Origin of the sequence: Nonomuraea sp. NPDC049655 (assembly GCF_044465465.1) — a bacterium.
Lineage (GTDB): Bacteria > Actinomycetota > Actinomycetes > Streptosporangiales > Streptosporangiaceae > Nonomuraea.
This window is the reverse complement of record NZ_JBITLS010000006.1, coordinates 224616-244620: the sequence shown is the minus strand read 5'-3', so window position 1 is coordinate 244620 and position 20005 is coordinate 224616. Positions and strand designations below refer to the sequence as shown.

General features: G+C 72.3%; 23 protein-coding genes. 6 read left to right on the top strand and 17 right to left on the bottom strand.

From position 1 onward, the window contains the following. Position 1 precedes the first annotated feature (1 nt). The 8 genes from ACIBQ6_RS21055 to ACIBQ6_RS21020 all read right to left on the bottom strand — a co-directional run bounded on the left by ACIBQ6_RS21055 (position 2) and on the right by ACIBQ6_RS21020 (position 5614). Entirely contained in the window at positions 2 to 1456 is a 1455-nt protein-coding gene (locus ACIBQ6_RS21055) for a sugar transferase (protein ID WP_397213712.1), read from the bottom strand. A gap of 270 nt (positions 1457 to 1726) precedes the next feature. Beyond that, positions 1727 to 2077: a hypothetical protein gene (locus tag ACIBQ6_RS21050; RefSeq protein ID WP_397154515.1), complete on the bottom strand. Its 351-nt coding sequence runs from the start codon at positions 2075 to 2077 to the stop codon at positions 1727 to 1729. A gap of 72 nt (positions 2078 to 2149) precedes the next feature. Then, a complete protein-coding gene (locus ACIBQ6_RS21045; RefSeq protein ID WP_358290759.1) occupies positions 2150 to 2779 on the bottom strand; it encodes a GntR family transcriptional regulator in 630 nt (209 codons plus the stop codon). Continuing rightward, the gene (locus ACIBQ6_RS21040; protein WP_397213709.1) at positions 2779 to 3711 is read right to left on the bottom strand and encodes a DMT family transporter; all 933 of its coding nucleotides are present in this window, start codon (positions 3709 to 3711) and stop codon (positions 2779 to 2781) included. Before ACIBQ6_RS21040 ends, ACIBQ6_RS21045 begins: the two co-directional genes overlap by 1 nt. A gap of 18 nt (positions 3712 to 3729) precedes the next feature. Further along, the gene (locus ACIBQ6_RS21035; RefSeq protein WP_358290119.1) at positions 3730 to 4107 is read right to left on the bottom strand and encodes a hypothetical protein; all 378 of its coding nucleotides are present in this window, start codon (positions 4105 to 4107) and stop codon (positions 3730 to 3732) included. 170 nt (positions 4108 to 4277) lie between these two features. After that, positions 4278 to 4772 (bottom strand): GNAT family N-acetyltransferase, encoded by a 495-nt coding sequence (locus ACIBQ6_RS21030; protein WP_358290123.1) that lies wholly within the window; start codon positions 4770 to 4772, stop codon positions 4278 to 4280. 22 nt (positions 4773 to 4794) lie between these two features. Continuing rightward, positions 4795 to 5154, bottom strand: coding sequence for an MmcQ/YjbR family DNA-binding protein (locus tag ACIBQ6_RS21025; protein WP_358290126.1), 360 nt, complete (start codon positions 5152 to 5154; stop codon positions 4795 to 4797). A 40-nt stretch (positions 5155 to 5194) separates the two neighbouring features. Further along, positions 5195 to 5614, bottom strand: a complete 420-nt coding sequence (locus tag ACIBQ6_RS21020; protein ID WP_358290129.1) for a VOC family protein — start codon at positions 5612 to 5614, stop codon at positions 5195 to 5197. A 154-nt stretch (positions 5615 to 5768) separates the two neighbouring features. On the opposite strand from ACIBQ6_RS21020, the gene ACIBQ6_RS21015 reads away from it, so the two are divergent. Genes ACIBQ6_RS21015 through ACIBQ6_RS21005 form a run of 3 tightly spaced genes read left to right on the top strand, consistent with a single transcriptional unit; the run spans position 5769 to position 8038 of the window. After that, positions 5769 to 6191 carry a hypothetical protein gene (locus ACIBQ6_RS21015; protein WP_397213706.1) on the top strand — a complete coding sequence of 141 codons (423 nt, stop codon included), beginning with the start codon at positions 5769 to 5771 and terminating at the stop codon, positions 6189 to 6191. A 32-nt stretch (positions 6192 to 6223) separates the two neighbouring features. Further along, complete coding sequence (locus ACIBQ6_RS21010; protein ID WP_397213704.1) at positions 6224 to 7054, top strand: hypothetical protein; 831 nt, start codon at positions 6224 to 6226, stop codon at positions 7052 to 7054. 30 nt (positions 7055 to 7084) lie between these two features. Next, positions 7085 to 8038: a helix-turn-helix domain-containing protein gene (locus ACIBQ6_RS21005; protein WP_358290138.1), complete on the top strand. Its 954-nt coding sequence runs from the start codon at positions 7085 to 7087 to the stop codon at positions 8036 to 8038. Between the two features lie 35 nt (positions 8039 to 8073). On the opposite strand, the gene ACIBQ6_RS21000 is transcribed toward ACIBQ6_RS21005, so the two are convergent. From ACIBQ6_RS21000 to ACIBQ6_RS20990, 3 genes are all read right to left on the bottom strand, one after another. Next, the gene (locus ACIBQ6_RS21000; RefSeq protein WP_397213702.1) at positions 8074 to 11817 is read right to left on the bottom strand and encodes a S8 family serine peptidase; all 3744 of its coding nucleotides are present in this window, start codon (positions 11815 to 11817) and stop codon (positions 8074 to 8076) included. 145 nt (positions 11818 to 11962) lie between these two features. Then, positions 11963 to 12880: an RNA polymerase sigma-70 factor gene (locus ACIBQ6_RS20995; protein WP_397213700.1), complete on the bottom strand. Its 918-nt coding sequence runs from the start codon at positions 12878 to 12880 to the stop codon at positions 11963 to 11965. Then, a complete protein-coding gene (locus ACIBQ6_RS20990) occupies positions 12877 to 14079 on the bottom strand; it encodes an NAD(P)/FAD-dependent oxidoreductase (protein WP_397213698.1) in 1203 nt (400 codons plus the stop codon). Before ACIBQ6_RS20990 ends, ACIBQ6_RS20995 begins: the two co-directional genes overlap by 4 nt. A gap of 128 nt (positions 14080 to 14207) precedes the next feature. Here ACIBQ6_RS20990 and ACIBQ6_RS20985 point away from each other — a divergent pair, with 128 nt between their 5' ends. After that, a complete protein-coding gene (locus ACIBQ6_RS20985; protein ID WP_397213696.1) occupies positions 14208 to 14810 on the top strand; it encodes a hypothetical protein in 603 nt (200 codons plus the stop codon). Here the strand turns inward: ACIBQ6_RS20985 and ACIBQ6_RS20980 are convergent. From ACIBQ6_RS20980 to ACIBQ6_RS20970, 3 genes are read right to left on the bottom strand one after another with little or no spacing between them, the layout of a single operon-like run. Beyond that, a complete protein-coding gene (locus ACIBQ6_RS20980) occupies positions 14807 to 16000 on the bottom strand; it encodes an MFS transporter (protein WP_397213694.1) in 1194 nt (397 codons plus the stop codon). The two genes, ACIBQ6_RS20985 and ACIBQ6_RS20980, sit on opposite strands and share 4 nt — an antisense overlap. Then, positions 15997 to 16356 carry a thioredoxin domain-containing protein gene (locus ACIBQ6_RS20975; RefSeq protein WP_364415959.1) on the bottom strand — a complete coding sequence of 120 codons (360 nt, stop codon included), beginning with the start codon at positions 16354 to 16356 and terminating at the stop codon, positions 15997 to 15999. The genes ACIBQ6_RS20980 and ACIBQ6_RS20975 overlap by 4 nt, the downstream gene beginning before the upstream one ends. A gap of 27 nt (positions 16357 to 16383) precedes the next feature. Then, positions 16384 to 17337: an NAD(P)/FAD-dependent oxidoreductase gene (locus tag ACIBQ6_RS20970; protein WP_397213692.1), complete on the bottom strand. Its 954-nt coding sequence runs from the start codon at positions 17335 to 17337 to the stop codon at positions 16384 to 16386. 93 nt (positions 17338 to 17430) lie between these two features. Here ACIBQ6_RS20970 and ACIBQ6_RS20965 point away from each other — a divergent pair, with 93 nt between their 5' ends. Further along, complete coding sequence (locus ACIBQ6_RS20965) at positions 17431 to 18024, top strand: helix-turn-helix domain-containing protein (protein WP_397213690.1); 594 nt, start codon at positions 17431 to 17433, stop codon at positions 18022 to 18024. Positions 18025 to 18034: 10 nt separating this feature from the next. On the opposite strand, the gene ACIBQ6_RS20960 is transcribed toward ACIBQ6_RS20965, so the two are convergent. Then, a complete protein-coding gene (locus ACIBQ6_RS20960; protein ID WP_358290172.1) occupies positions 18035 to 18424 on the bottom strand; it encodes a PPOX class F420-dependent oxidoreductase in 390 nt (129 codons plus the stop codon). A gap of 70 nt (positions 18425 to 18494) precedes the next feature. Here ACIBQ6_RS20960 and ACIBQ6_RS20955 point away from each other — a divergent pair, with 70 nt between their 5' ends. Further along, the gene (locus ACIBQ6_RS20955) at positions 18495 to 18917 is read left to right on the top strand and encodes a MarR family winged helix-turn-helix transcriptional regulator (RefSeq protein WP_387678124.1); all 423 of its coding nucleotides are present in this window, start codon (positions 18495 to 18497) and stop codon (positions 18915 to 18917) included. Positions 18918 to 18937: 20 nt separating this feature from the next. On the opposite strand, the gene ACIBQ6_RS20950 is transcribed toward ACIBQ6_RS20955, so the two are convergent. Together ACIBQ6_RS20950 and ACIBQ6_RS20945 are read right to left on the bottom strand one after the other, a co-directional pair. After that, positions 18938 to 19258, bottom strand: a complete 321-nt coding sequence (locus tag ACIBQ6_RS20950; RefSeq protein ID WP_364415951.1) for a hypothetical protein — start codon at positions 19256 to 19258, stop codon at positions 18938 to 18940. 37 nt (positions 19259 to 19295) lie between these two features. After that, positions 19296 to 19871, bottom strand: a complete 576-nt coding sequence (locus tag ACIBQ6_RS20945) for a GNAT family N-acetyltransferase (protein ID WP_397213686.1) — start codon at positions 19869 to 19871, stop codon at positions 19296 to 19298. Positions 19872 to 20005: the final 134 nt, after the last annotated feature.

Below are 20005 nucleotides of genomic sequence, written 5' to 3'. Positions count from 1 at the left end.
GCTAGTAAGCCCCTTCTCCACGGGTGACGACGGACCAGGTCTTCCACAGGATCTGCAGGTCGAGCAGGAGCGACCAGTTCTCCACGTAGCGCAGGTCGAGCCGGACGGATTCCTCCCACGTCAGATCGGAGCGCCCGCTGACCTGCCAGAGGCCGGTCATGCCCGGCTTGACCACCAGACGGCGGCGCACGTCGGCGCCGTACCTGGCGACCTCCTCCGGCAGCGGCGGCCGGGGGCCGACGAGGGACATCTCACCACGGATGACGTTGAGCAGCTGCGGCAGCTCGTCCAGCGAGTAGCGGCGCAGGAACGCGCCGACGCGGGTGATCCTTGGATCGTTCCTTATCTTGAACAGCACGCCGTCGAACTCGTTCGCCGCGAGAAGCTGGTGCTTGAGCCGTTCGGCGTCCACCACCATCGTGCGGAACTTCACCACCCGGAACTCCCGGCCGCCCCGGCCCACCCTGGTCTGGTGGAACAGCGCGGGCCCCCGGCTGGTGAGCCTGATCACCAGGGCGAGCGTCAGCAGCGGCAGCGCGAGCACGAGCAGGGCCGCCCCGGCCACCAGCCGGTCGAAGGCCGCCTTCACGAGCTGCCGGGTGCCGTCGAACTCCGGGTGCTCGACGTGCAGCAGCGGCATCCCGGCCACCGGCCTGATGCTGATGCGCGGGCCGGCGACGTCCAGGAGGGCGGGCGCGACGAACAGGTCGGTGCGCGCGGTCTCCAGGCTCCAGGCCAGCCGGCGCAGCGCCGCGCCGTCCAGCTCGGGACAGGCCAGGACGGCCACCGCGTCGGCCCGCGAATGGGCCACGACCTCGGCGACGTCGCCGAAGGAGCCCATCACCGGGATGCCGTCGAGGTCGACGTCGAGCGTGTCGTGCGGCAGGCAGGCGCCCACCACCTGCATGCCGTGGTGCGGCTGGCGGCGGAACTGCACGACGAGGTCGAGGATCGACTCCCGGTGCCCGACCGCGATCACCTGCCGCATGTACTCGCCGATCGCCCTCCTGCGGTGAAGCCGCTTGCGCATGCGGTAACGGAAGTAGAGCGTGGCCAGCAGCACCAACGGCAGCATCGCCATGACGAAGCTGCGCGCGATGGCCGTCTGCGTGGCGTAGGCCAGGATGGCCGTGGTGGCCATCAGCCCGATGCCGCCGGTGAAGACGGCCTTGAACTCCTCGGTGCCCTCGCCGTTGGCGCGCTGACGGTACGCGCCCGCCATCATGAGCGCGACCGGCCAGACGACGAGCAGGCCGAGCCCGAGCACGTACTCGGCGATCGGCACGTACACGCCGGAGGCCAGGCGTACGCCCAGCACGCACGCGCACGCCAGCAGCGCGCACGCCGTGTCCCCGCCTAACAGGAGCCGCAGATACGCCCGGGTCCAGATGTTGGACTCAAGGCGTGGCGCGGCCTCGAGGAGCACAGCAGTGGACTCCCCAGTCCCCACCCTCATAGCACCACCCTGTGATAACTGCTTTCACCGCGATAACAGGACGTTCCTTGTGCCGCATAGGTTGACAATGACCCATGCGTTATCAAGGGCGGCGGCCCCCACTAAAGAGTAAAGATCGATTCCAACCTGGGGAATAACGGGAAATGTCCACAATCGGACGTCGATCTAGGGGTTTCGGGGGTTGACGGAACGATCCAAAAGTGCAGCATCGAAGCGAGAAAATGTGAGGTTTATGGCGACATTTCGCCAGGTGACCGGGGGGCGGAGCCGCTAGTCGTACTCCAGGTCCGGCAATGCGGACGGCGGATCAGGGCTGCGCCACACGACCACAACTCCGTCACGCACGGAATCGGCGGCCAGGTTCAGCCGGTCGAGATCGAAATCGGGCAAGTAGCGTAGCCGGGCGACAAAGGTGGCATCGGTCGCGGAACGCGGCACCACGCAGCCTTCGCCGTCCCGGTCGAGCAGGATGTAGTGGACGTCTTCCCCGGATTCGGTGGCGACACGGACCTCCACCACGTCCTCCCACGCGAGGGCTTCGACGCTGCCGTCGGCGTAGTGGCGGGTGACGCCCTCTTCGGTGACATATACGTAGGAGTCCGGCATCGGGTTGCCGTGCATGGCCGCGATTCTTGCGAGTTCCGGGGCCGTCCCGCAAGGGTTCGCGCTCAATGACGCACATGAGCCACCCGTTCAAGGAAGCTCGGGACTGCCCCAGTTGTGGCTGAGATGCGCCGCGACGGCCGCCCGCGCCGCCTCCACCGGGCCCGCCGCGATGGCGTCGAGGAGCTCGCGGTGCTCGCGGATCAGGACGTCCCGGTCGCGGTAGACCTGGCGCAGGCGCACCATGCCGAGCCTGGTCTCGGCGGCGAGCGTGGCGTAGAGACGTTCGAGCCGCCGGCTGCCGGCCGCCTCGATCAGCGCCTCGTGCAGGGCCATGTGCTCGGCGACGGTCGCCGACCAGGGCGCGTCGGCCGGCAGCTCCGCCCACCTGAGCAGCGCGGCCTCGGCGTCGGGCACCCGGCGGCCGGCCACGGCCTGGGCCATCAGGTCCTCCAGGGGGCGGCGCACGTACATGAGGTCCTGGAGGTCCGAGATCGTCACCTCGGGGACATAAGCGCTGCGGTTGCGCTCCCGCCTGAGCAGTCCCTCGTGCACCAGGCCGGCCAGCGCCTCGCGCACGGTCGGCCTGGCCACGCCGTACGACGCGGCGATCTCCTGCTCGGGCAGCGGCGTGCCCGGCGCGATCTCGCCGGAGAGCACACGGGTGCGCAGGGCGTCGGCGAGCGCGCCGACCGTGGAGACGGGTTTGAGGGGCAACATCACGGCTGTGATGCTAGTGCCGTTTCCCTGCCCTGCTCGCTGCCCTGCTCGCTGCCCTGCTCGCTGCCCTGCTCCCCGCCCCGGGCTCCGCCGCGTTCCGGCACGGCCACCGCCACCAGCCCGAGCACCAGCATCACCAGCCCGGCGATCGACAGCGGGGCCAGCCGCTCGCCCAGGACCAGCAGGCCCAGCAGCGCGGCGACGGCCGGCTCGGCCAGCGCCAGCGTCGAGGCCGTGGCGACCGGCGTGGTGCGCAGGCCGCGCCCGTACAGGATGTAGGACAGCGCGGTGGTGCCGAGGCCCAGGTAGAGCACGGCGAGCAGCCCGCGCGGCTCCCCCAGCCAGCCGACGCCGTTGACCAGCAGCACCGGCAGCATGACCAGGGCGGCGCCGCCGAACAGCACGCCCATCACGGCGTCCGACTCGGCCCCCTTCTCGATGGCCCTGGCCGCGGAGACCGCGTAGAAGGCGTAGAGCAGGCCGCCGAGCAGCGCGAACAGCACCCCCGACACCATCTGCCCGCCCGCCTGCGCGCCGCCGCCGCCGATCAGCGCCGCGCACCCGCAGACCGCCGCCGTGGTAGCCAGCGCCCACCGCCCGCTCGGCCGCCGGCCGTGCAGCACCCAGGACAGCAGGCCCGTGAACACGGGCCCGCTGCCGATCGCGACCACCGTGCCGACGGCCACGCCCGTGCGGCCGACCGCCGCGAAGAAGCACAGCTGGTACGCCGCCACCGCCAGGGCCGCCGGCACCAGCACCGGCCGGAACGCCCGCCGGACGCCGGCCCGCGCGAGCAGGCCGAGCGCGGCGCCGCCGATGACCAGCCGAGCCGCGGCCAGGGCGACCGAGTCGGCCGAGACCAGCAGCCCCGCGGTGCCCGCGGTGCCCCAGAGCGCGGAGGCGCCCACGACGGCGAGAGGTCCGTTCTTCATGCTGCTATTGTCAGACAATTAGACAATTTCGTCCAGCAGGCCGTCCAGCATGCGGTCAGCGGGGGCGGCGACGTCGCCCGCGTAGTCGTCCAGGACGGCGAGCGCGTCGTGCACGTTCGGCAGGCTTCGGCGCGGCAGTTCCAGCAGCGGTTCGCCCTCCGCGGTGATCCCGCCCGCCACGTGGAAGGCGTCGCCGGAGACGGTGAGGGACACCTCGAAGCGCACCTCGCGGCCGTCGGGGAGGACGAAGTCGGCTCCGGTGCGCACCCCCGAGGGCGGGACGAAGCAGGAGAAGGGACGGCTGCGCACGAAGGGGTGGCGTAAGCCGGCGAGGATCTCGGCCGCCCTGCTCAGGGCCGCCAGCAGCCCGGCCGCGGCCCGGCTCTCGCTGTCCACCCGAAAAAGGGTAGTTCACCCCGCCACCACGTGACCAGCGCACCCGATCACCCGGCCCTCCCGGGCCCTCCGGCCGCCGGGCCCTCAGCAGTGGGATCAGCCGGTCACCAAGCCCCTCCCCGATGCGAGCGTCGCCCCGGGCCCTCCGCGGCGGGAGCAGGCCGGGCGGGTCAGTCGGTGGCGAGGCGGGCGTGGCGCTCGACGTCGAGGCGCACGCCCTCGTGGCGGAGCTTGCCGCGCTCGATGCCCTCCGCCCGGAACCCCGCCTTGGTCGCCACCCGGCACGACGCGGGGTTGTCGGTGCGGTGCCCCAGCTCCAGCCGGAAGAGCCCGCGCTCGCCGAACGCCCACCGGGCCAGCTCCTGGGTGGCCGCGGTCGCGATCCCGAGCCCCCGGTGCGCGGGCAGGACCCAGTAGGACACCCACCCGTTGTCGTGGGCGTCGATCCCGGCCACGGCCACGTTGCCGACCACCGCGCCGCCCTCGACGGTCACCGCGAACGCGTGCCCGACGCCCGTCCAGGACGTTATCCAGCCCACCGCGTCCTTGAGCGTGACGACGGGGAAGGACGACTGGCGGCGCAGATCGGGCGTACGGAACGCGCGCAGCACGGCCGGGGCGTCGTCCTCGCGCCACTCGCGAAGCCGGATGTCGACGGGGGTCACGCTGCCCGAGACTACCGCCGGCTCACGAGGGCGCGATCTGGTGCTCCGCCTCGAACGCGCTGACCAGCGGCCGGGGCGCGGTCAGGCACCACGCCTCGGCCATCAGCTCGAACAGCTCGTCGATGTCGATCTTGTCGAGGTGGACCACGACCCACCCGAAGCGCCCGGCGGTGAACTGCACCTCGAACACCTCGGGCCGCTCGGCCACCAGCGCGAGCTGCTCCTCGATCGTGGCCTTGACCCCGACGGTCTCGGTCTTCTCCCACAGGTAGCCGAAGCCCTTGCCGTGGACCTTGAAACCGACCCACTCCGCGCTGGGATGCTCGGTCACCTCCGGCAGCCCGCGCACCAGATCGAGGAACTCGTCGACGCTCACACCCATGCCGACCTGTCTACCAAACCCGACCGACAACTCCGCCGGCTCAGCGGTAGTAGCGGACCTCGATGACGTTGCGGTCCGGGTCGGGGAAGAAGATGGTCTCGGGGGCGATGCCCTGGGCGCCGAAGGAGTTGGAGCCGGTGCCGGTGACCTCGACCCCGTGGTCCTTCAGCCGGACCTTGAGCGCCTCGAAGTCCTCCCTGCTCACCGACAGGCAGAAGTGGTTGATCTGGTGCCCGGCGCTGCCCGTCACCCCCGTGCCCTCCTCCACGCCCTTCGACACGTCGTGCGCCATCAGGTCGATGATCGTCCCCTCGGCGATCCGTACGCTCGGGAACCCCGCTTCGCCCTCGCGGAACTCCTCCCCCCGGACCCCGGGCAGGCCCACCACCTGCTCGTAGAAACGCAGGGCGGCAAGCTGGTCGGAGACCCAGAGAACGAGATGATCCAGACGCGCATCCATGTAATAGATCCTCCATTCCCGTCCAATATCCGTTGCGCGCATGCCGCTGTCCAATTGAGGGCTCCCGGGACGGACGATCGTCCCCTGATCGAAAGACGGGATTCACGCGGGGTTCCCCTGTCCCGGCGGGGGCCGATCCGTCATGATCTGTCCTATGACGGTGACCGTGCGGACCGAGCCGATGCCCTTCGTCGTACAGGCCGCCAGGTTCCTCATGACGCTCCAGGTGGCGTTCGGACTGGTGGCAGTCGTCTCCCTGGGCGCCGCGGCGTTGTCCGTCCTCGCGCCCGGCCCGCTCCTGCTGGTCGCGTGGGAGGCGGCGATCCTCGGGCTGACCGGCTGGCTGTTGGGCCGGTTCGGCAGGCGCGCCATGTGGGTGCGCTGGGCGGTCGTCGCCCTGGAGGTGCTCGTCGTCACCGATTACGTGGTGCTGCGACTGATGGACTCCGGCGGCCTCGACCCGGTGCGACTGCTCGTCGCGAACGCCCTCGGGCCGGTGCCCGTCGTCGTCCTGCTGCTCCTGCCGCCGTCCTGGCGCTGGTTCTCGCAGCGGAAGCGGACGGATGCCCCCTCTTGACAGGAATGGGCGAAGATCGTCCATGATCGGGCATGAACGCGTTGATCCGGGCGGCCCTCGTGGGGGCCGTCGTGGGCCTGGCACAGGCCGTCATCGCCTTCCACGGCCCTGAGGACGCCGCGGGCAACCTGCTGCTGATGTTGTTCGCGCCCCTTCCGGCCGGGATGTTGCTGTCCTGGTACGCCATGTTGCGGAACTGGTGGCTCGTGGCGCTGCTGGGGCAGTTCGCCCTGGTCGCGCTGTACGTCGGCCTGACCATGACCGCGCCCTTCTCCGCGCTCCTCGCCTTCGGCGCCTGGCGCGTCGGCCTGATCACCATGGCCGCCGGAGCGTGCGGCTACGCGCTGGGAGCGGGGATCGCCCTGCCCGTCGCCACGCCCTTGCGCCTCTCGGCGGTCGGCGTGGCCGCGTCCCTGTTCCTGGCGGCCTGGTCGAACCACGACGTGACCACGCTCGCCGCGCAGGCGCAGGCCATGGCCGCCCGGAACGCCACGAACGTCGTGCCCGACCTGCCCGGTTTCCGGCTGACCGAGGTGGAGAACCACCACCCGGACCTCAGCCTCACGTACGAGCGCGCCGACGCCGCCACCGTCGTGGTCGATGTGCTGCCGGAGACCGTGCCTCCCGAGCACGCGTGCGAGGAGGCGATCGCCATCCCACGGCAGATGACCTGCACGGAGGCGGCGAAGAACATCTGGGTGCTGAGCGACGACTACGGCAGGGCCGTGTTCACCGCCCACGGGAACACCCTGGTGCGGCTCTCCAGCGGGACCGTGCCCGAGAAGCAGCTGCTCGCCGCCGCGCGCGCCCTGCGGCCCGTCGGCCTCTGGGAGCTGGCCGCGCCCGCGTACGAGCGACCGTGATGCTGCCAGGCAGCCGGAAAGTGATGAAAGATGCTGGATAGGCTGGGGTTCAGCGATGAGGAGGAGGTCGTCTACCTGGAGCTCCTGCGCCGCCGCCGGGTGACGATCCCCGACGTGGGCGAGGCGCTGGACCTGCCGGTGACGGCCGTGACGGCGGCCGTGACGCGGCTCGTCGCGCTTGGCCTGGCCAGCCGCGACAACACCGGGTTGTACATGGCCGTGCCCCCCGACGTGGGCCTCGGCACGCTGATCGCCGAGCGCCAGGCCGCGTTGCAGCAGGTGCAGGGCAGGCTGGCCGAGCTGGTGGAGGTCTACCGCACGGGCGCGGCCTCGCCCGCGGGCGAGATCGAGGCGCTCACCACGCCGGAACAGCTCGCCACCTGGCTCGGCAACCTGGAACGCGGCGCCCGCCGGGAGGTGCTGGCCTTCTTCCGGCCTCCGTACGTGCTCGACGTCAACCTCGACGACTCCACCAACGCCCTGGCCACCTACCGCTACGTGTACGAACGCGCCGCGCTGGACGACCCCAGGGCCCCGGCCGAGATCGCCAGGTTCCTGAAGGGCGGCTACGAGATCAGGATCGCCGCCGAGCTGCCCAGCAAGATGATCATCGTGGACCGCGAGGTCGTGCTCCTGCCCGTCCTGCCCGACCAGACGAGCGTGGAGCCGGGCTTCCTCCTGGTCAGGGGGCAGTCCCTGGTCCATCTTCTGGTGGAGTTGTTCGAGCGGGTGTGGCAGGCGGCGACCCCGCTGCGGCTCACCGCCACGAGCGTGACCGAAGGGGTCGCGGCCTGGGACGACACCGATGTCGCGCTGATGACGTACCTGCTGTCCGGGATGCCGGACAAGACGGTCGCCAGCCGGCTCGGCACCAGCGAGCGCACCGTCCAGCGCCGGATCCGGCGGCTGATGAAGCTGGCCGGGACCGACAGCCGCATGCAGCTGGCCTGGTACGCGGCCCGGTCCGGCATGATCCCGCTGTGAGGGGCGCCCCCGCCGGGGACGCCCCTCACCTGGAACTATCGGCGTAGCTGGTACGCGCGGGTCACGATCTGCTCGACGGTGCCGCCGTCGGCGTCGGTGGCCTGCACGCGCAGCGACACGAACCCGCCGGGCTTGGCCGGGTTCCTGATCGTGCCGGTGAAGGCCCGCTCACCGGCCCCGGCGAGCCGTACCGGCTGCCAGGTGGCGCCGTCGTCGGCGGAGGTCCACAGGGCGGCCCGGGTGATGCGCGGCCCCGCCAGGCCCTTCGGGTAGCGCAGGCCGAGGCCGACGCGGGTGGGGGCGTTCGCGTGGGCGCTGTTGGTCTCGTCCACGTCGAGGTCGTAGTCGATCGACAGGACCGGCAGCAGGTCCTGGGCGGCCACCTGCTGCGAGTGGAACGTCCAGTCGGTGCGCACCTTGGTGGAGGTCGTCCAGAAAGGTGCGTTCCGCTGCACGTCGGTCACCACGCGGTACTGGGCGCGCTCCGGCACCACCGGGAAGGCGACGGCCGCCGACGGCGCGGAGCCCAGCAGCTCGCCGTCGCGGTAGACCGTCGACTGCTCCTTGTCGGCGGAGGCGCGGAACAGGTACGTCTGGCCGGGCGCGGTGTCGAACAGCCCGCCCGCGAAGAGCACGCCGATCGCGCCCTCGCGGACCGCCGACTTGTCCGCCGCGGCCGGCAGCGCCGTGCGGACCACCGCCTTGTTCCAGTCGCGCGACACCCGCTGACCGGCCTTGAGCACGGACGGCGCGGTCTGCTGCCACGCCTGGCCGCCCTCCCAGACCGAGCCCACCTGCATCGACTCGAAGGTCCGCAGGTCGGCCGTGACGTACTCGGTGAGGGGCCGCGGCGTGATCATCCGGGTGAAGACCGCGTAGGCCGTGCCCTGCATCGGCGAGACCAGCGACCGGGCGTACCCGGCCTCCGTGGCCGGCGCCGAGGCGTGGAACGACGACCGCACGGTGGCCAGCTCGCCGTCGCGCACCTTGTACCGCTGGTCCGCCGGGACGCCGCCGTTGCGGTACTTGACCAGCTCGTAGGCGTACGGGCTCACCGCCGTGCCCGAGAGCCGGACCTGGAGCCTGCCCTTGGCCGCCGCCGCGGCCAGCCGGGCGCCCTGCTCACCCGCGAGCGTCATCGCCGGGATCCTGGACGGCGACGTGCTCCAGTTGTCGGCGCCCCAGTTGTCGGGCTTGTCGTTGTAGATGATGACCGCGCCCGCACCCGCGGCGGCCGCGTTGTCGACCTGCTGCTGCGGCGTGAGCTCGGCGCTGCGCTTGACCAGCGCGAGCCGTCCCCGGACCGGCTGCCCCGCGTAGTCCTCGGGACGCCCGCTCCCGGCGTCCGCGGCCCGCAGGACCTGGGCGCCGTCGATGCGCGCGGAGCCGGCCCGGCCCCGGAAGTAGGCCGGCTCGATCGGCTCGGCCCCGGCGCCGAGGACCTGGGCCTTCAGCTCCGGCGCGGTGAGCGACCAGGCGACCCGGGACTCGAAGCGGCTGCTCGTGCCCTGGGACGGGACGGAGTACACCTTCGTCTCGCCGTTCATCCACTGTTCGAGGCCGTAGGCGCTGGTGCCGGCCGCGCTCTGGACCGACAGGCCGAGCCGGACCCTGTCCGTCTGGTTCGGCTTCGGGGTGTCCATGGTGACCGGTCCGGCCTTGGCGCCGTCGAAGGTGATGGTCCGGTCGGAGTCGATGACCGCGCCCGGTTCGGCGCCGTAGGTGTACTCCCAGACCCGGTTCCCGTCGGCGGCGTAGTGGAAGATCTCCGCCATGAAGGCGTGCTCGCCCCGGGGCAGCCGGACCTTGGCGGTGCCGTCCGCGCCGATCAGGTAGCTGTCCGGAAGGGCCAGCCTGTCGAGGTTGATGTCGTGCACGACGGCGGCGCCTGTGGTCGGCCTGCCGTCCCGGTCGAGCACCTTGAGGGTGACGTCGAAGCGCTCCACGTCCCGGACGAAGCCGACGACCGTGGTCACGGCCGTCTGGCCGTCGGCGGTGGTCGCGGTGACGTGCGCGCCGTGCGCCCCCGCCGGCACGGCCGAGGTGTCGACGGTGACGGCCGCCGACGCGGTGCCGTGCGCCGGCACGGTCACCGTCTGGGCGCCCAGGGTCAGCGCCGCGGCCGGCAGGTCCTCGCCCGCGCCCTTGGCGGCCAGCGTCAGGGTGACGGGCTGGTCGCCGTCGTTGACGTACTCGATCTGCTTGGTGGCCGGCTCTCCGGCGTCCCAGTCGGCGAGCCTGAAGTCGATCACGCCGGAGCCAGAGACGGGCTGGCGTACGGCGCGGCTCACGTCCACGCGGCCGGCGCCCTGGCTGTGCACGGGGGTGCCGGCCGTCGTCCGCGCCGTGCTGACGAGCTGGTTCTTCAGCCTCGCGGCGGTCCAGTCGGGGTGCCGCTGCGCGAGGATGGCGGCGGCGCCCGCCACGTGCGGCGTGGCCATCGACGTGCCGCTCGCCGTGGTGTACGTGCCGTCCACGGGCGTGCCCATCGAGGTGCCCGCGGCGCGGGCGGCCACGATCTTGAAGCCGGGAGCGGTGATCTCCGGCTTGAGCGCCCCGTCGCCGCCGCGGGGACCCCTGCTGGAGAAGTCGGTGACCGCGTCGGCCGAGTCGACCGCGCCGACGGTGAGCGCCGCCTCGGCCGCGCCGGGCGAGCCCACCGTGGTCGCCCCCGGGCCGCTGTTGCCCGCGGCGATGGTGAACAGCACGCCCGTCTCGGCGGTCAGCTCGTTGACCGCCACGGCCATCGGATCGGTGCCGTCGGCGCCCTCCTGGCCGCCCAGGCTCATCGAGACGACCTTCGCGCCCGAGTGGGCCGCCCAGTTCATCCCGTCGAGGATCCACGACTCCATGCCGGCGCCCTCGTCGGCCAGCACCTTGCCCACGAGCAGCCGGGCCCCGGGCGCCACGCCCTTGTACTTGCCGCCCGAGCCCGCGCCGCTGCCCGCGATCGTGGAGGCGACGTGCGTGCCGTGCCCGTGGCCGTCCTGCGCCGTCTCGCCGGGGACGAAGCTGCGGCTCTCGGCGATCCGGTCGGCCAGGTCGGGGTGCTCGGCGTCCACGCCGGTGTCCAGGACGGCGACCTTGACGCCGGTTCCGTCGTAACCGGCGGCCCATGCCTCGGGGGCGCCGATCTGCGGCACGCTCTTGTCGAGCAGCGTCTTGACCTTGCCGTCCAGCCAGAGCTTCTCGATGCCGCCGGAGAGCCGGGCCTTGGGCGTGCCCGCCTTGGCGGTGTCGTCGTCCACGGCCTCCCAGAACGCGCCGCCGCGCTTCTTGTCCGCGGCGACGGCCGCTCCCCGGATGCCGGGCAGGGATCGGGTGAGCCGGCCGCCGTCGGGCGGAGCGGCCTTGGCCAGGCCCTTGCCGGAGTAGCGGACGATGGTGGGGATCGACTCGCTGTGGGCGTCGTCGTACCCCTGGGCGATGAGCTGGGTGACGTTGAACAGCCGCTTGTCCACCTGGCCCGAGGCGACCAGCGGCGCGGCCTCGTTCGGCAGCACGTACACGTCGCCGCCGACCGTGTAGGTGCGCAGGGCGCCGGCCGACCGTTCGCCGGGGGTGACGGTGACCGAGACGGGACGGCCGGCCTGGCTGGCCACGGTGACCTCGTCCCCGGTGATGAGGGTGACCCGCGCGGTGGTGACCGACGACGCCGGGACGCCGGTGACTCCGGCGGCGGGGGCCGTCGCGTCACCGTGGGCGCTTCCGGTGCCTGCCGCGACGAGCGTGGCGGCGAGGGCGGCGCTGAGCAGCGCCGCTCTACGACTGAATGGCATGGCGGTGGCTCTCTTTCTACCGGTTGGGGGGTTGCGCAACCGGCAGAAGAAAGTTTTGCCAGAAAGGGACGTACACACCATGACTAGGGCATGGCGGACAACCGACATGTCAGGTCGTCGCCACCGTCCAGGTCAGCGACGGTTGTCAAGGCGTGAGGTCGCGGGCGGTCCCGGCCGCGACCGCCCCCAGCTTGTCGGGGTTGGCGACGTTGTGGACGGCGGTGATGTGCCCGTCGGCGTCGAAGTCGAAGGTCACGGTGGCGACGACCCGGCCCTGACCGCTGAACACCACGCCGGGGCCGCCGTTGATCTCGGCGAGCTCGGCCCGCATGTCGCCCGGCTCGACGCCCTGGTAGGAGACCGTGCCGATCGCGGCGAACCACGCGGCCACCGTCTTCGCGCCCACGACCGGACGCAGCGCCTGGCGCACCTTCCCGCCCCCGTCGGTCCACAGGGTGACGTCAGGGGACAGCAGTTCCATGAGCGTGTTGATGTCGCCGCCGGTCGCGGCGGCCAGGAAGCGCCGCGTGACGTCCCGCTGCCGCGTCCGGTCCGCCGTGAAGCGCGGCCGCCGGGCCTGTACGTGCTCCCGCGCCCGATGCGCGACCTGGCGCACCGCCGCCTCGGAACGCTCCACCGCCTCGGCGATCTCGGCGTGGCTGAAGCCGAAGACCTCCTTGAGCACGAACACCGCGCGTTCGAGCGGGCTCAGGGTCTCCAGGACCACCAGCATCGCCGTCGAGACCGAATCGGCGCCCGCGACGTCGTCGGCGGTGTCGCCGCTGGTCAGGATCGGCTCCGGCAACCACGGCCCCACGTACATCTCGCGCTGGTACTGCGTGGACCGCAGCCGCTGCAGGGCCACGTTCGACACGATCCGCGCCAGGTACGCCTTCGGATCCGCCACCTGCGAACGGTCATCGGCCGACCACCTGATCCAGGCGTCCTGGACCGCGTCCTCGGCGTCGGCCGCCGAGCCGAGCACGCGGTAGGCCACCGAGAACAGCAGCTTGCGATGCTCGTCGAAGACCTGCTGGTCCTGCTCCGGGTACGCGCGGCTCATCGCCCGGCGCCGATCCGGGTGAACCGGCCGCCACGCGGCCAGAGCGCGCCGGAGACCGGCATCTTCTTCATGCGGACGTACGTCGGCCAGGGTGCTGCAGTCACCGTCTCCTTATACCGTGCGGCCGTGCGACCGGTGAGATACACCCGGCGCGGGCTGTCGTCTGGGTGGGTGAACTGCACGACCCCGTCGTTGCGGCCGAGGCTCACCGGGGTGTGGTAGTAGCCGAAGCGGAACGGCTTGAGCCGCCGGCCGTCCAGGGCGCGCAGGATCGACACCGCGGCGTGCACGCCGGTCGGCATGCCGCTCTGGCAGGTGCCGTGCATGACGCCGTAACCCTGGCGGATCGCGGCGGCGTCGCCGAGGGCGTACACGTCCGGGTGCGAGACCGAGCGCAGGAAGGCGTCGGTGACGATCCGGCCGCGGTCGTCCACGGTGAGCCCGGCGGCCGCCGCCAGCGGCGAGACCCGCGTGCCGCTCGTCCACAGCACGACGTCGGCCGGGACGCTCTCCCCGCCCGCCATCTCGACCGAGTCCGGCAGCACCTTCGTGACCTCGACGCCGCTGCGCACCCGGACGCCCAGCCGGGCCAGCGCCTTCCTGACGTACTCCCTCGGCCCGGCCGCCATGGCCGCGCCCGGCTCCTGCCTGCCGAGCAGCACGACGTCCAGCTCGGGGTGGCGCTCGGCGATCTCGGCGGCCGACTCGACGCCGGTCAGCCCACTGCCGCAGACGGCCACCGTGCCCCTGCCCAGGCGGCCCAGCCGGGCGGACAGCGCCTCGGCGTCCGGCACGCTGTCCAGCGTGTACGCGTGCTCCTCCACCCCCGGCACCGTCACCGTGTCGGCCACGCTGCCCAGCCCGTACACGAGGGTGTCGTAGTGCAGGACCTGGTTGTCGTCGATCCGCACGCTCCTGGCCCGCACGTCCACGGCGGTCACCCAGCCGCGCACGAACCGGGCCCCGGTGCCCTCCAGCAGCTCAGGGATGCGCATCTCGGCGACCTGCTGCCCGCTCGCCACGACGTGCATCCGCAACCGCTCGGTGAACCGCTCCCGCGGATTGACCAGGGTCACCCGGACGTCCGTCCGGCCCTTGGTCCGCGCCGCGAGCTGGATCGCCGCCGCCATCCCCGCGTACCCCGCCCCCAGCACCAGGACGTGGTGCGGAGCCTTGCCGTTCTCGCGCTGTGTGGTCATCGCCGTGCCCTTTCCTACGGTGCGTCTGACCACGTGATGCAAGACCCCGCCCCATCCGTGACACGACGCCCCTGTGATCCGCGCCACACACCAAGAACCAAGCCGGTCCCGGCGGCATCCAACTGTTCATGATCGGCGTGACGCTCTCCCTGCTGCTGGCCCTGTCTCCGGCGGCCGTGACCGAGATTCCGAAGAACTTCCTGTTCACCGAGCGCGAGGCGCGCGTGCCGCTGAGCCCGGACGACGCCGCCGAGCAGGGATACAAGATCAGCGACAGGCTCACCGCGCCCTTCGAGCTGAACCCGTGCGGGCACCGGCGTGCCGTCGACCGCGGCCGGACGGCCGCCCGCACGATCAGCCACTGGACCACCGGGCCCAGCGAGTCGGCCGAGCAGCTCGTCCTCTACAGGAGCCCCCGGGCCGCCCACGCCGCGCTCACGGGCCTGCGCGCCGAGGCCGCGCGGTGCGCGCGCAAGGGCGACCCGTCGGCGCCCACGCTCAAGATCCAGTGGCGGACGACCAAGGTGAAGGCGGGGGACGAGGCCGTGGGCATGGGCTACCGGACCCGGCAGGACGGCAATGTGGACCAGACGGTCACGGGGGTCGTCGCGCGCCGGGGCAGCGCACTGATCATCTACCGGACCGACGAGGGCGACTACGACCCCGGCCGGCTCACCAAGAACGCCAGGAAGATGGCCGTCAAGGTCTGCGGCCTGCCCGGCGTCTGCTAGCCCGTCCGGCGCGAGGCCAACCGGTCCAGCAGGACGGGGACGACCGTGAGCGCGGCCAGCCCCGCGCCGATCCACGGGACGGCGGCGACCCCCGCCCCCGCGTCCAGCACGACGGCGGCCGGCACCGGCACCAGGCTGATGCCCAGCTGGAAGGCCGAGACCGTGGTGGCCCCGGCGAGCGCCGGCGCCCCCGACGCGATGGCGAACACCCGCCCGTAGACGGCCGGGTTCAGCACGAACCCGGCGACGCCGAGCAGCAGCACCAGCGGCACGACGGCCGCGACGTGCCGCCCGAGCAGGGCCAGCAGCACGGAGCAGGCCGCGATCCCGAGCGCCCCCGCCAGGAGCGCGTGGGTGGGCAGCCGGTCGGCGATGCGGCCCCCGACCGACAGCCCGGCGAAGGCCCCCACGCCGAACAGCGTCAGGATCACCGGCACCCAGACCCCGGGCACGCCCGTGACCTGCGTCAGGAACGCCGCCAGGTAGTTGTAGGAGATCATGTAGGCCGCGGTGCTCAGCAGGGTGACGGCGTACACGATCCACAGCTGCGGCCGGCGCATCGTGCGGAGCTCGCCGCGGACGCTCGCCTGCCCGTGCCCGCCGGTGGCGGGCAGCGCCACGAGCGTCAGGACGGCGCCGGCGACGGTGAGCGCGGTCACGGCCCAGAACCCGCCGCGCCACCCGGTGAAGTAGCTGATCATCGCCCCGGCCGGCCCGCCGGCGATCATCGCCAGGCTCAGCCCGCTGACGACCACCCCGGACGCGCGGGCGGTGCGGTCCGCCGGGACCAGCCCGATCGCGGTGACCGCCGCCACCGCCCAGAACCCCGCGTACGCCAGACCGGAGAGAAAGCGCGTGACCAGCAGCACCGGATGGCTGTCGGTGAGGATGCCGATCGCCACGCAGGCGGCGAAGGCCGCCTGGGCGACCACCAGCGTCGTCCGGCGCGGCCAGCGGAGGGTCATGATGGCCAGCGGCGGCCCGCCGATCACGACCCCCGCCGCGAACGCCGAGATCAGCCCGCCGGCCGAGGCCAGCGTGATCCGCAGGTCCGCGGCGACCGCTGGCAGCACCCCGGCGAGCAGGAACTCCGCGCTGCCCATCGAGAACAGGCTGAAGGACAGCAGGTAGACCCCCAGCGGTAACCTGCCGCGGGCGACCGCCGCCCGTCCGGTGGCCGTGGCGCTCATCGGTCCGCCCCCGCCGCGCGCAGGGCCGAGGTGAGGTATTCGTCCAGGACGTGCCGGGGAGCGGCTCCCGTCCAGGAACCGGCGGGCCGGCCGCCGGCGTACACCACGAAGGCGGGGACGGCGGTGATGCCGTGCCGGGCGGCCAGGCCGGGCTGGTCGTCCAGGTCGGCCCGGACGACGTCCACCTCGCCCGCGCGGTCGGCCGCCAGGCTCTCCACGATCGGGGTGACCATCTGGCACGGACGGCACCAGGCCGCCCAGAACTGGATCAGGACCGGACGTCCCGCCTGGAGGACGCGTTCGGTGAAGTTCTGCTCGGTGACGCTGCGCACCGAGCCGGGAACATGCGCGGGCATGACGAAGTCTCCTTGCGTGCGGGGGGGCTAACGAGCCAGGACGGACGTCGCGCGGCGCCGCTCGACGGCGTCCCGCACCTCTTCGTCCACCAGGTCGGCGTTGACGGCGGACGCGGCGGCCGCCCCCGTCCCCGCCGCCGTGACGACCTGCGCGCGCGGGTCGACGACGTTGCCCGCCGCCCAGACCCCGGGCACGCTGGTCCGTCCCGTCCGGTCGGTGACGACCCAGCCGGCGTCGTCCTTGTCGCAGCCCAGACGGGTGAGCACCTGGTCCTGCGGCACCATGCGCGGGAACAGGAACACGGCGGCGCGCGGCAGCACCCGCCCGTCGGTGAGCTCGACGCCGCGCAGCCGTCCGTCCTCGACGACGAGGTGGTCGATCGGGCCCTCGACGATGCGCACGCCGCGGGCCTCCAGCCGATCGCGGTCCTCCGGCGTCAGGTCGAGGGTGTGGGTGAGGAGGACGACGTCGTCGCTCCACTGGCGCAGCAGCAGGGCCTGGTGGACCGCCCCCGGATGCGTGCCGAGCACCCCCAGCGGCTGGTCGCCGACCTCGTGGCCGTGGCAGTAGGGGCAGTGCAGGACGTCCTTGCCCCACCGCTCCCGCACGCCGGGGATGGCGGGCAGCTCGTCGTACAGGCCGGTGGCGACCAGCAGGCGGCGGGCGCCGAGCACCGGACCGCCCTCCAGCCGCACCGCGAAGCCCGGTTCGACCTCCTCCACACGACCCCGGACGAACCGCACGCCGTACCGCTCGATCTCGGCCCGGCCGAGCTCCAGCAGGGTCGCGGGCGGCAGGCCGTCGCGGGACAGGAAGCCGTGCATGTGCGCGGCCGGGGCGTTGCGCGGCGCGCCCGCGTCGACCACGACCACCTTGCGGCGCGCGCGCCCGAGGAGCAGGGCCGCGCTCAGTCCGGCCGCCCCCGCGCCGACCACCACTACGTCGTACTCGGTGTCCTTGCTGTTCATCGCCGTAGTCATGGCGATCACCTCCGGCCCCGATGGTGCGACCCGGCACGCGGGGATGACAACTTCTGTTGCCATTTCTGGGAAATCGGAGGTGGAATGGGCCTCATGGAGCGGCAATCGCGGATCGACGCCACGCTGGCCCAGGTCGGCGCCCGGCTCAGACACCTCCGCACCCAGCGCGGCGTGACCCTGTCGGCCCTGGCCGAGGCCACCGGCATCTCCAAGAGCACGCTTTCGCGCCTGGAGTCGGGGCAGCGCCGGCCCAGCCTGGAGCTGCTGCTGCCGATCGCGGAGGCGCACCAGGTGCCGCTGGACGAGCTGGTCGGCGCGCCGGAGGTCGGCGACCCGCGCGTCCGGCTCAAGCCGGTGGTCCGCAACGGCCGGACCGTGCTGCCCCTGACCGCCCAGCCCGGCCCGCTGCAGGCGTGGAAGTCGGTCATCCCCGCCGACCAGAACCAGCCGCAGCCCGTCACGCACGAGGGCTATGAGTGGATGTACGTGCTCTCGGGACGCGTCCGCCTGATCGTGGGCGACCACGACCTGGTCATGGGGCCCGGCGAGGCCGCCGAGTTCGACACCCACCTGCCCCACTGGTTCGGCCCCGCGGGCGATCATCCGGTGGAGGTGCTCAACCTGTTCGGACGGCAGGGCGAACGCATGCACATGCGCGCCCAGCCCCGCCCCCGGCAGCCGTCCTAGAGGTGTCCGGTCACTGGCTGGTGCAGCGGGTGGGCCGCACCACGATGACCACCCTGCGCTCGGCGTCGCCGACGGGCCGCGCGTAGTCGAGGCCGTACCGCCTGGCCAGCACGTCGAAGAAGTCGCCCTGGGGGTCGGGTTCGACCCGCTCCACCGTGCCCCGCACCTCTAGGTAGCGGTACGGCTGCTCCGGATCGTTGACCGAGATCGCCACGTGCGGGCGGGCGCCGGCGTTGCGTCCCTTCTGCCGGTCGTTCGTGGTGGTGAAGCGCAGGAACTCGCCGTCCCAGATGGTCCACACGGGCGTCACCTGCGGGGTGCCGTCGGGCATCAACGTCGCCAGATGGACGTACAGGGGACGGGTCAACAGGTCGAGATGGCTCTCCGGAATAACGGACATGCCCGGAACACTATCAAAGCTTTTATGACCATAAGAGCTTTGAGTCCCTGCCGACTTGTAGGCTCCTGGCATGGACATGCCCCCGGAGGAGCGGCTCGGCCTCGACGTCAAGCGTGCCGAGCAGCGACTCATGGCGGCCAAGCACGCCGCGGTCAAGACCGCCGGACTGACCGTGCCCCAGTACGCCGCCCTGCTCGCCCTCCACGCCAACCCGGGCATCTCCGCCGCCGCCCTGGCCAGGGAATGCCTGGTCACGCCGCAGGCCATGAACGTCGTACTGAAGAACCTGCTCGAACACGGCCTGATCGAGCGTTCCCCCCATCAGTGGCACCGCACCATGCTGGAAACCCACCTCACGGACGCCGGCCGCGAGGCGCTGCGGGTGGCGGACCAGGCAGCCGTGATCATCGAACGCCGCATCTCCGCCGCCTTCACCCCCGAGGAACGCGCCACCCTCCGCACCCTTCTCACCCGCTTCACCGACGCGATCTGACCGGCCGCCAGGCAGGCTCCTCATCCGGCCGGGGAGCCACCGAGGATCAGGTCGGCCATCCGCAGCAGCCGGTCCACGTACGTCCTCGCCTCCCGGCCACGCGCTCGCCGCCGGATCCAGCGCAGGTCGCGGGCGCTGCTGACGAGCTGCTCGCGCAGCTGGTCGGTGAGCGGCTTACCCTCATTGCGGACGTACCAGAACATGACACCCGCGACTCCGTCGTCCGCCAGGACCAGGTCCGCGAACAGGTCCCGATCAGCCAGCCCGGGAAACGGAATGTGCCGATGCTCTTCCCAAAGCACGGACACCTCTTCGAACACCGCCGACGACACTTTGCCCACCCGCCAAAGATACGGTCACGGCTCCACAGAGGCACGGTCACCGCTCTACGCGAAGGCTCACCTGTGACCCGAGCTCGCGGAACCCGAGAGCTCGGGCCACCCGCCGCGACGCCTCCGGACGCGCCCGCCACTGCGGCAGCAACCCCGCACCGAGCGCGTCGGCCACCGCCGCCGACGCCACCGCCCGAGCCAGCCCCCGCCCCCGAAACCCCTCGGCAGTCAGTACGGACAGATGCGCCGCCGTGTCCAACCACGTCCGATACCCGGCGGCGGCGACCACCTCCCCACCCGCACGAACCACCCAGACCGCCGAACCGACCTCCGCCAGCCCGCTCTCGTCGGCATCCTGCTCGCTCACCGCCGCCAGCAGCCCGCCGACCTCCGGGTCCCCCAGCGTCAGCGGTTCGACATCCGCCCCGACATGGCAGGGAACGAACGCGTCGGCATCGACGTACGCGAGCGTCGCCGGCCCCAAGACCTCGCGCACCTCCAGCCGCTCGGAAAGCCGCGGAAGATCGACGCCGTCCCTACCGAGACCGCCGCGCAGGGCCCGACGCAACGGCTCGACCAACCCGGCATCAGGCACCGTGACGAGCGCCCCGCCGTCCAGCACGACGATCCCCGTCCACCCAGGCGGACACAACCCCGACCTGGCGGAGACCACCACCGCAACCTCGCCACGCCCAGGAAACACGCCAGGCACCCCAGCCAACCCGGCCCACAACCGCCCCGCCGATTCCCACACCA

What these genes read in the sequence shown, in the direction of transcription:
- ACIBQ6_RS21050 (WP_397154515.1), bottom strand. Translation starts at nt 2,077, where the DNA reads ATGCACGGCAACCCGATGCCGGACTCCTACGTATATGTCACCGAAGAG.
- ACIBQ6_RS20980 (WP_397213694.1), bottom strand. Translation starts at nt 16,000, where the DNA reads ATGAGCGCCACGGCCACCGGACGGGCGGCGGTCGCCCGCGGCAGGTTA.
- ACIBQ6_RS20990 (WP_397213698.1), bottom strand. Translation starts at nt 14,079, where the DNA reads ATGACCACACAGCGCGAGAACGGCAAGGCTCCGCACCACGTCCTGGTG.
- ACIBQ6_RS20965 (WP_397213690.1), top strand. Translation starts at nt 17,431, where the DNA reads ATGGAGCGGCAATCGCGGATCGACGCCACGCTGGCCCAGGTCGGCGCC.
- ACIBQ6_RS21040 (WP_397213709.1), bottom strand. Translation starts at nt 3,711, where the DNA reads ATGAAGAACGGACCTCTCGCCGTCGTGGGCGCCTCCGCGCTCTGGGGC.
- ACIBQ6_RS21045 (WP_358290759.1), bottom strand. Translation starts at nt 2,779, where the DNA reads ATGTTGCCCCTCAAACCCGTCTCCACGGTCGGCGCGCTCGCCGACGCC.
- ACIBQ6_RS21055 (WP_397213712.1), bottom strand. Translation starts at nt 1,456, where the DNA reads ATGAGGGTGGGGACTGGGGAGTCCACTGCTGTGCTCCTCGAGGCCGCG.
- ACIBQ6_RS20970 (WP_397213692.1), bottom strand. Translation starts at nt 17,337, where the DNA reads ATGACTACGGCGATGAACAGCAAGGACACCGAGTACGACGTAGTGGTG.
- ACIBQ6_RS21020 (WP_358290129.1), bottom strand. Translation starts at nt 5,614, where the DNA reads ATGGATGCGCGTCTGGATCATCTCGTTCTCTGGGTCTCCGACCAGCTT.
- ACIBQ6_RS21000 (WP_397213702.1), bottom strand. Translation starts at nt 11,817, where the DNA reads ATGCCATTCAGTCGTAGAGCGGCGCTGCTCAGCGCCGCCCTCGCCGCC.
- ACIBQ6_RS21015 (WP_397213706.1), top strand. Translation starts at nt 5,769, where the DNA reads ATGACGGTGACCGTGCGGACCGAGCCGATGCCCTTCGTCGTACAGGCC.
- ACIBQ6_RS21005 (WP_358290138.1), top strand. Translation starts at nt 7,085, where the DNA reads ATGCTGGATAGGCTGGGGTTCAGCGATGAGGAGGAGGTCGTCTACCTG.
- ACIBQ6_RS21025 (WP_358290126.1), bottom strand. Translation starts at nt 5,154, where the DNA reads ATGGGTGTGAGCGTCGACGAGTTCCTCGATCTGGTGCGCGGGCTGCCG.
- ACIBQ6_RS20955 (WP_387678124.1), top strand. Translation starts at nt 18,495, where the DNA reads ATGGACATGCCCCCGGAGGAGCGGCTCGGCCTCGACGTCAAGCGTGCC.
- ACIBQ6_RS21010 (WP_397213704.1), top strand. Translation starts at nt 6,224, where the DNA reads ATGAACGCGTTGATCCGGGCGGCCCTCGTGGGGGCCGTCGTGGGCCTG.
- ACIBQ6_RS20975 (WP_364415959.1), bottom strand. Translation starts at nt 16,356, where the DNA reads ATGCCCGCGCATGTTCCCGGCTCGGTGCGCAGCGTCACCGAGCAGAAC.
- ACIBQ6_RS20960 (WP_358290172.1), bottom strand. Translation starts at nt 18,424, where the DNA reads ATGTCCGTTATTCCGGAGAGCCATCTCGACCTGTTGACCCGTCCCCTG.
- ACIBQ6_RS20985 (WP_397213696.1), top strand. Translation starts at nt 14,208, where the DNA reads ATGATCGGCGTGACGCTCTCCCTGCTGCTGGCCCTGTCTCCGGCGGCC.
- ACIBQ6_RS20995 (WP_397213700.1), bottom strand. Translation starts at nt 12,880, where the DNA reads ATGAGCCGCGCGTACCCGGAGCAGGACCAGCAGGTCTTCGACGAGCAT.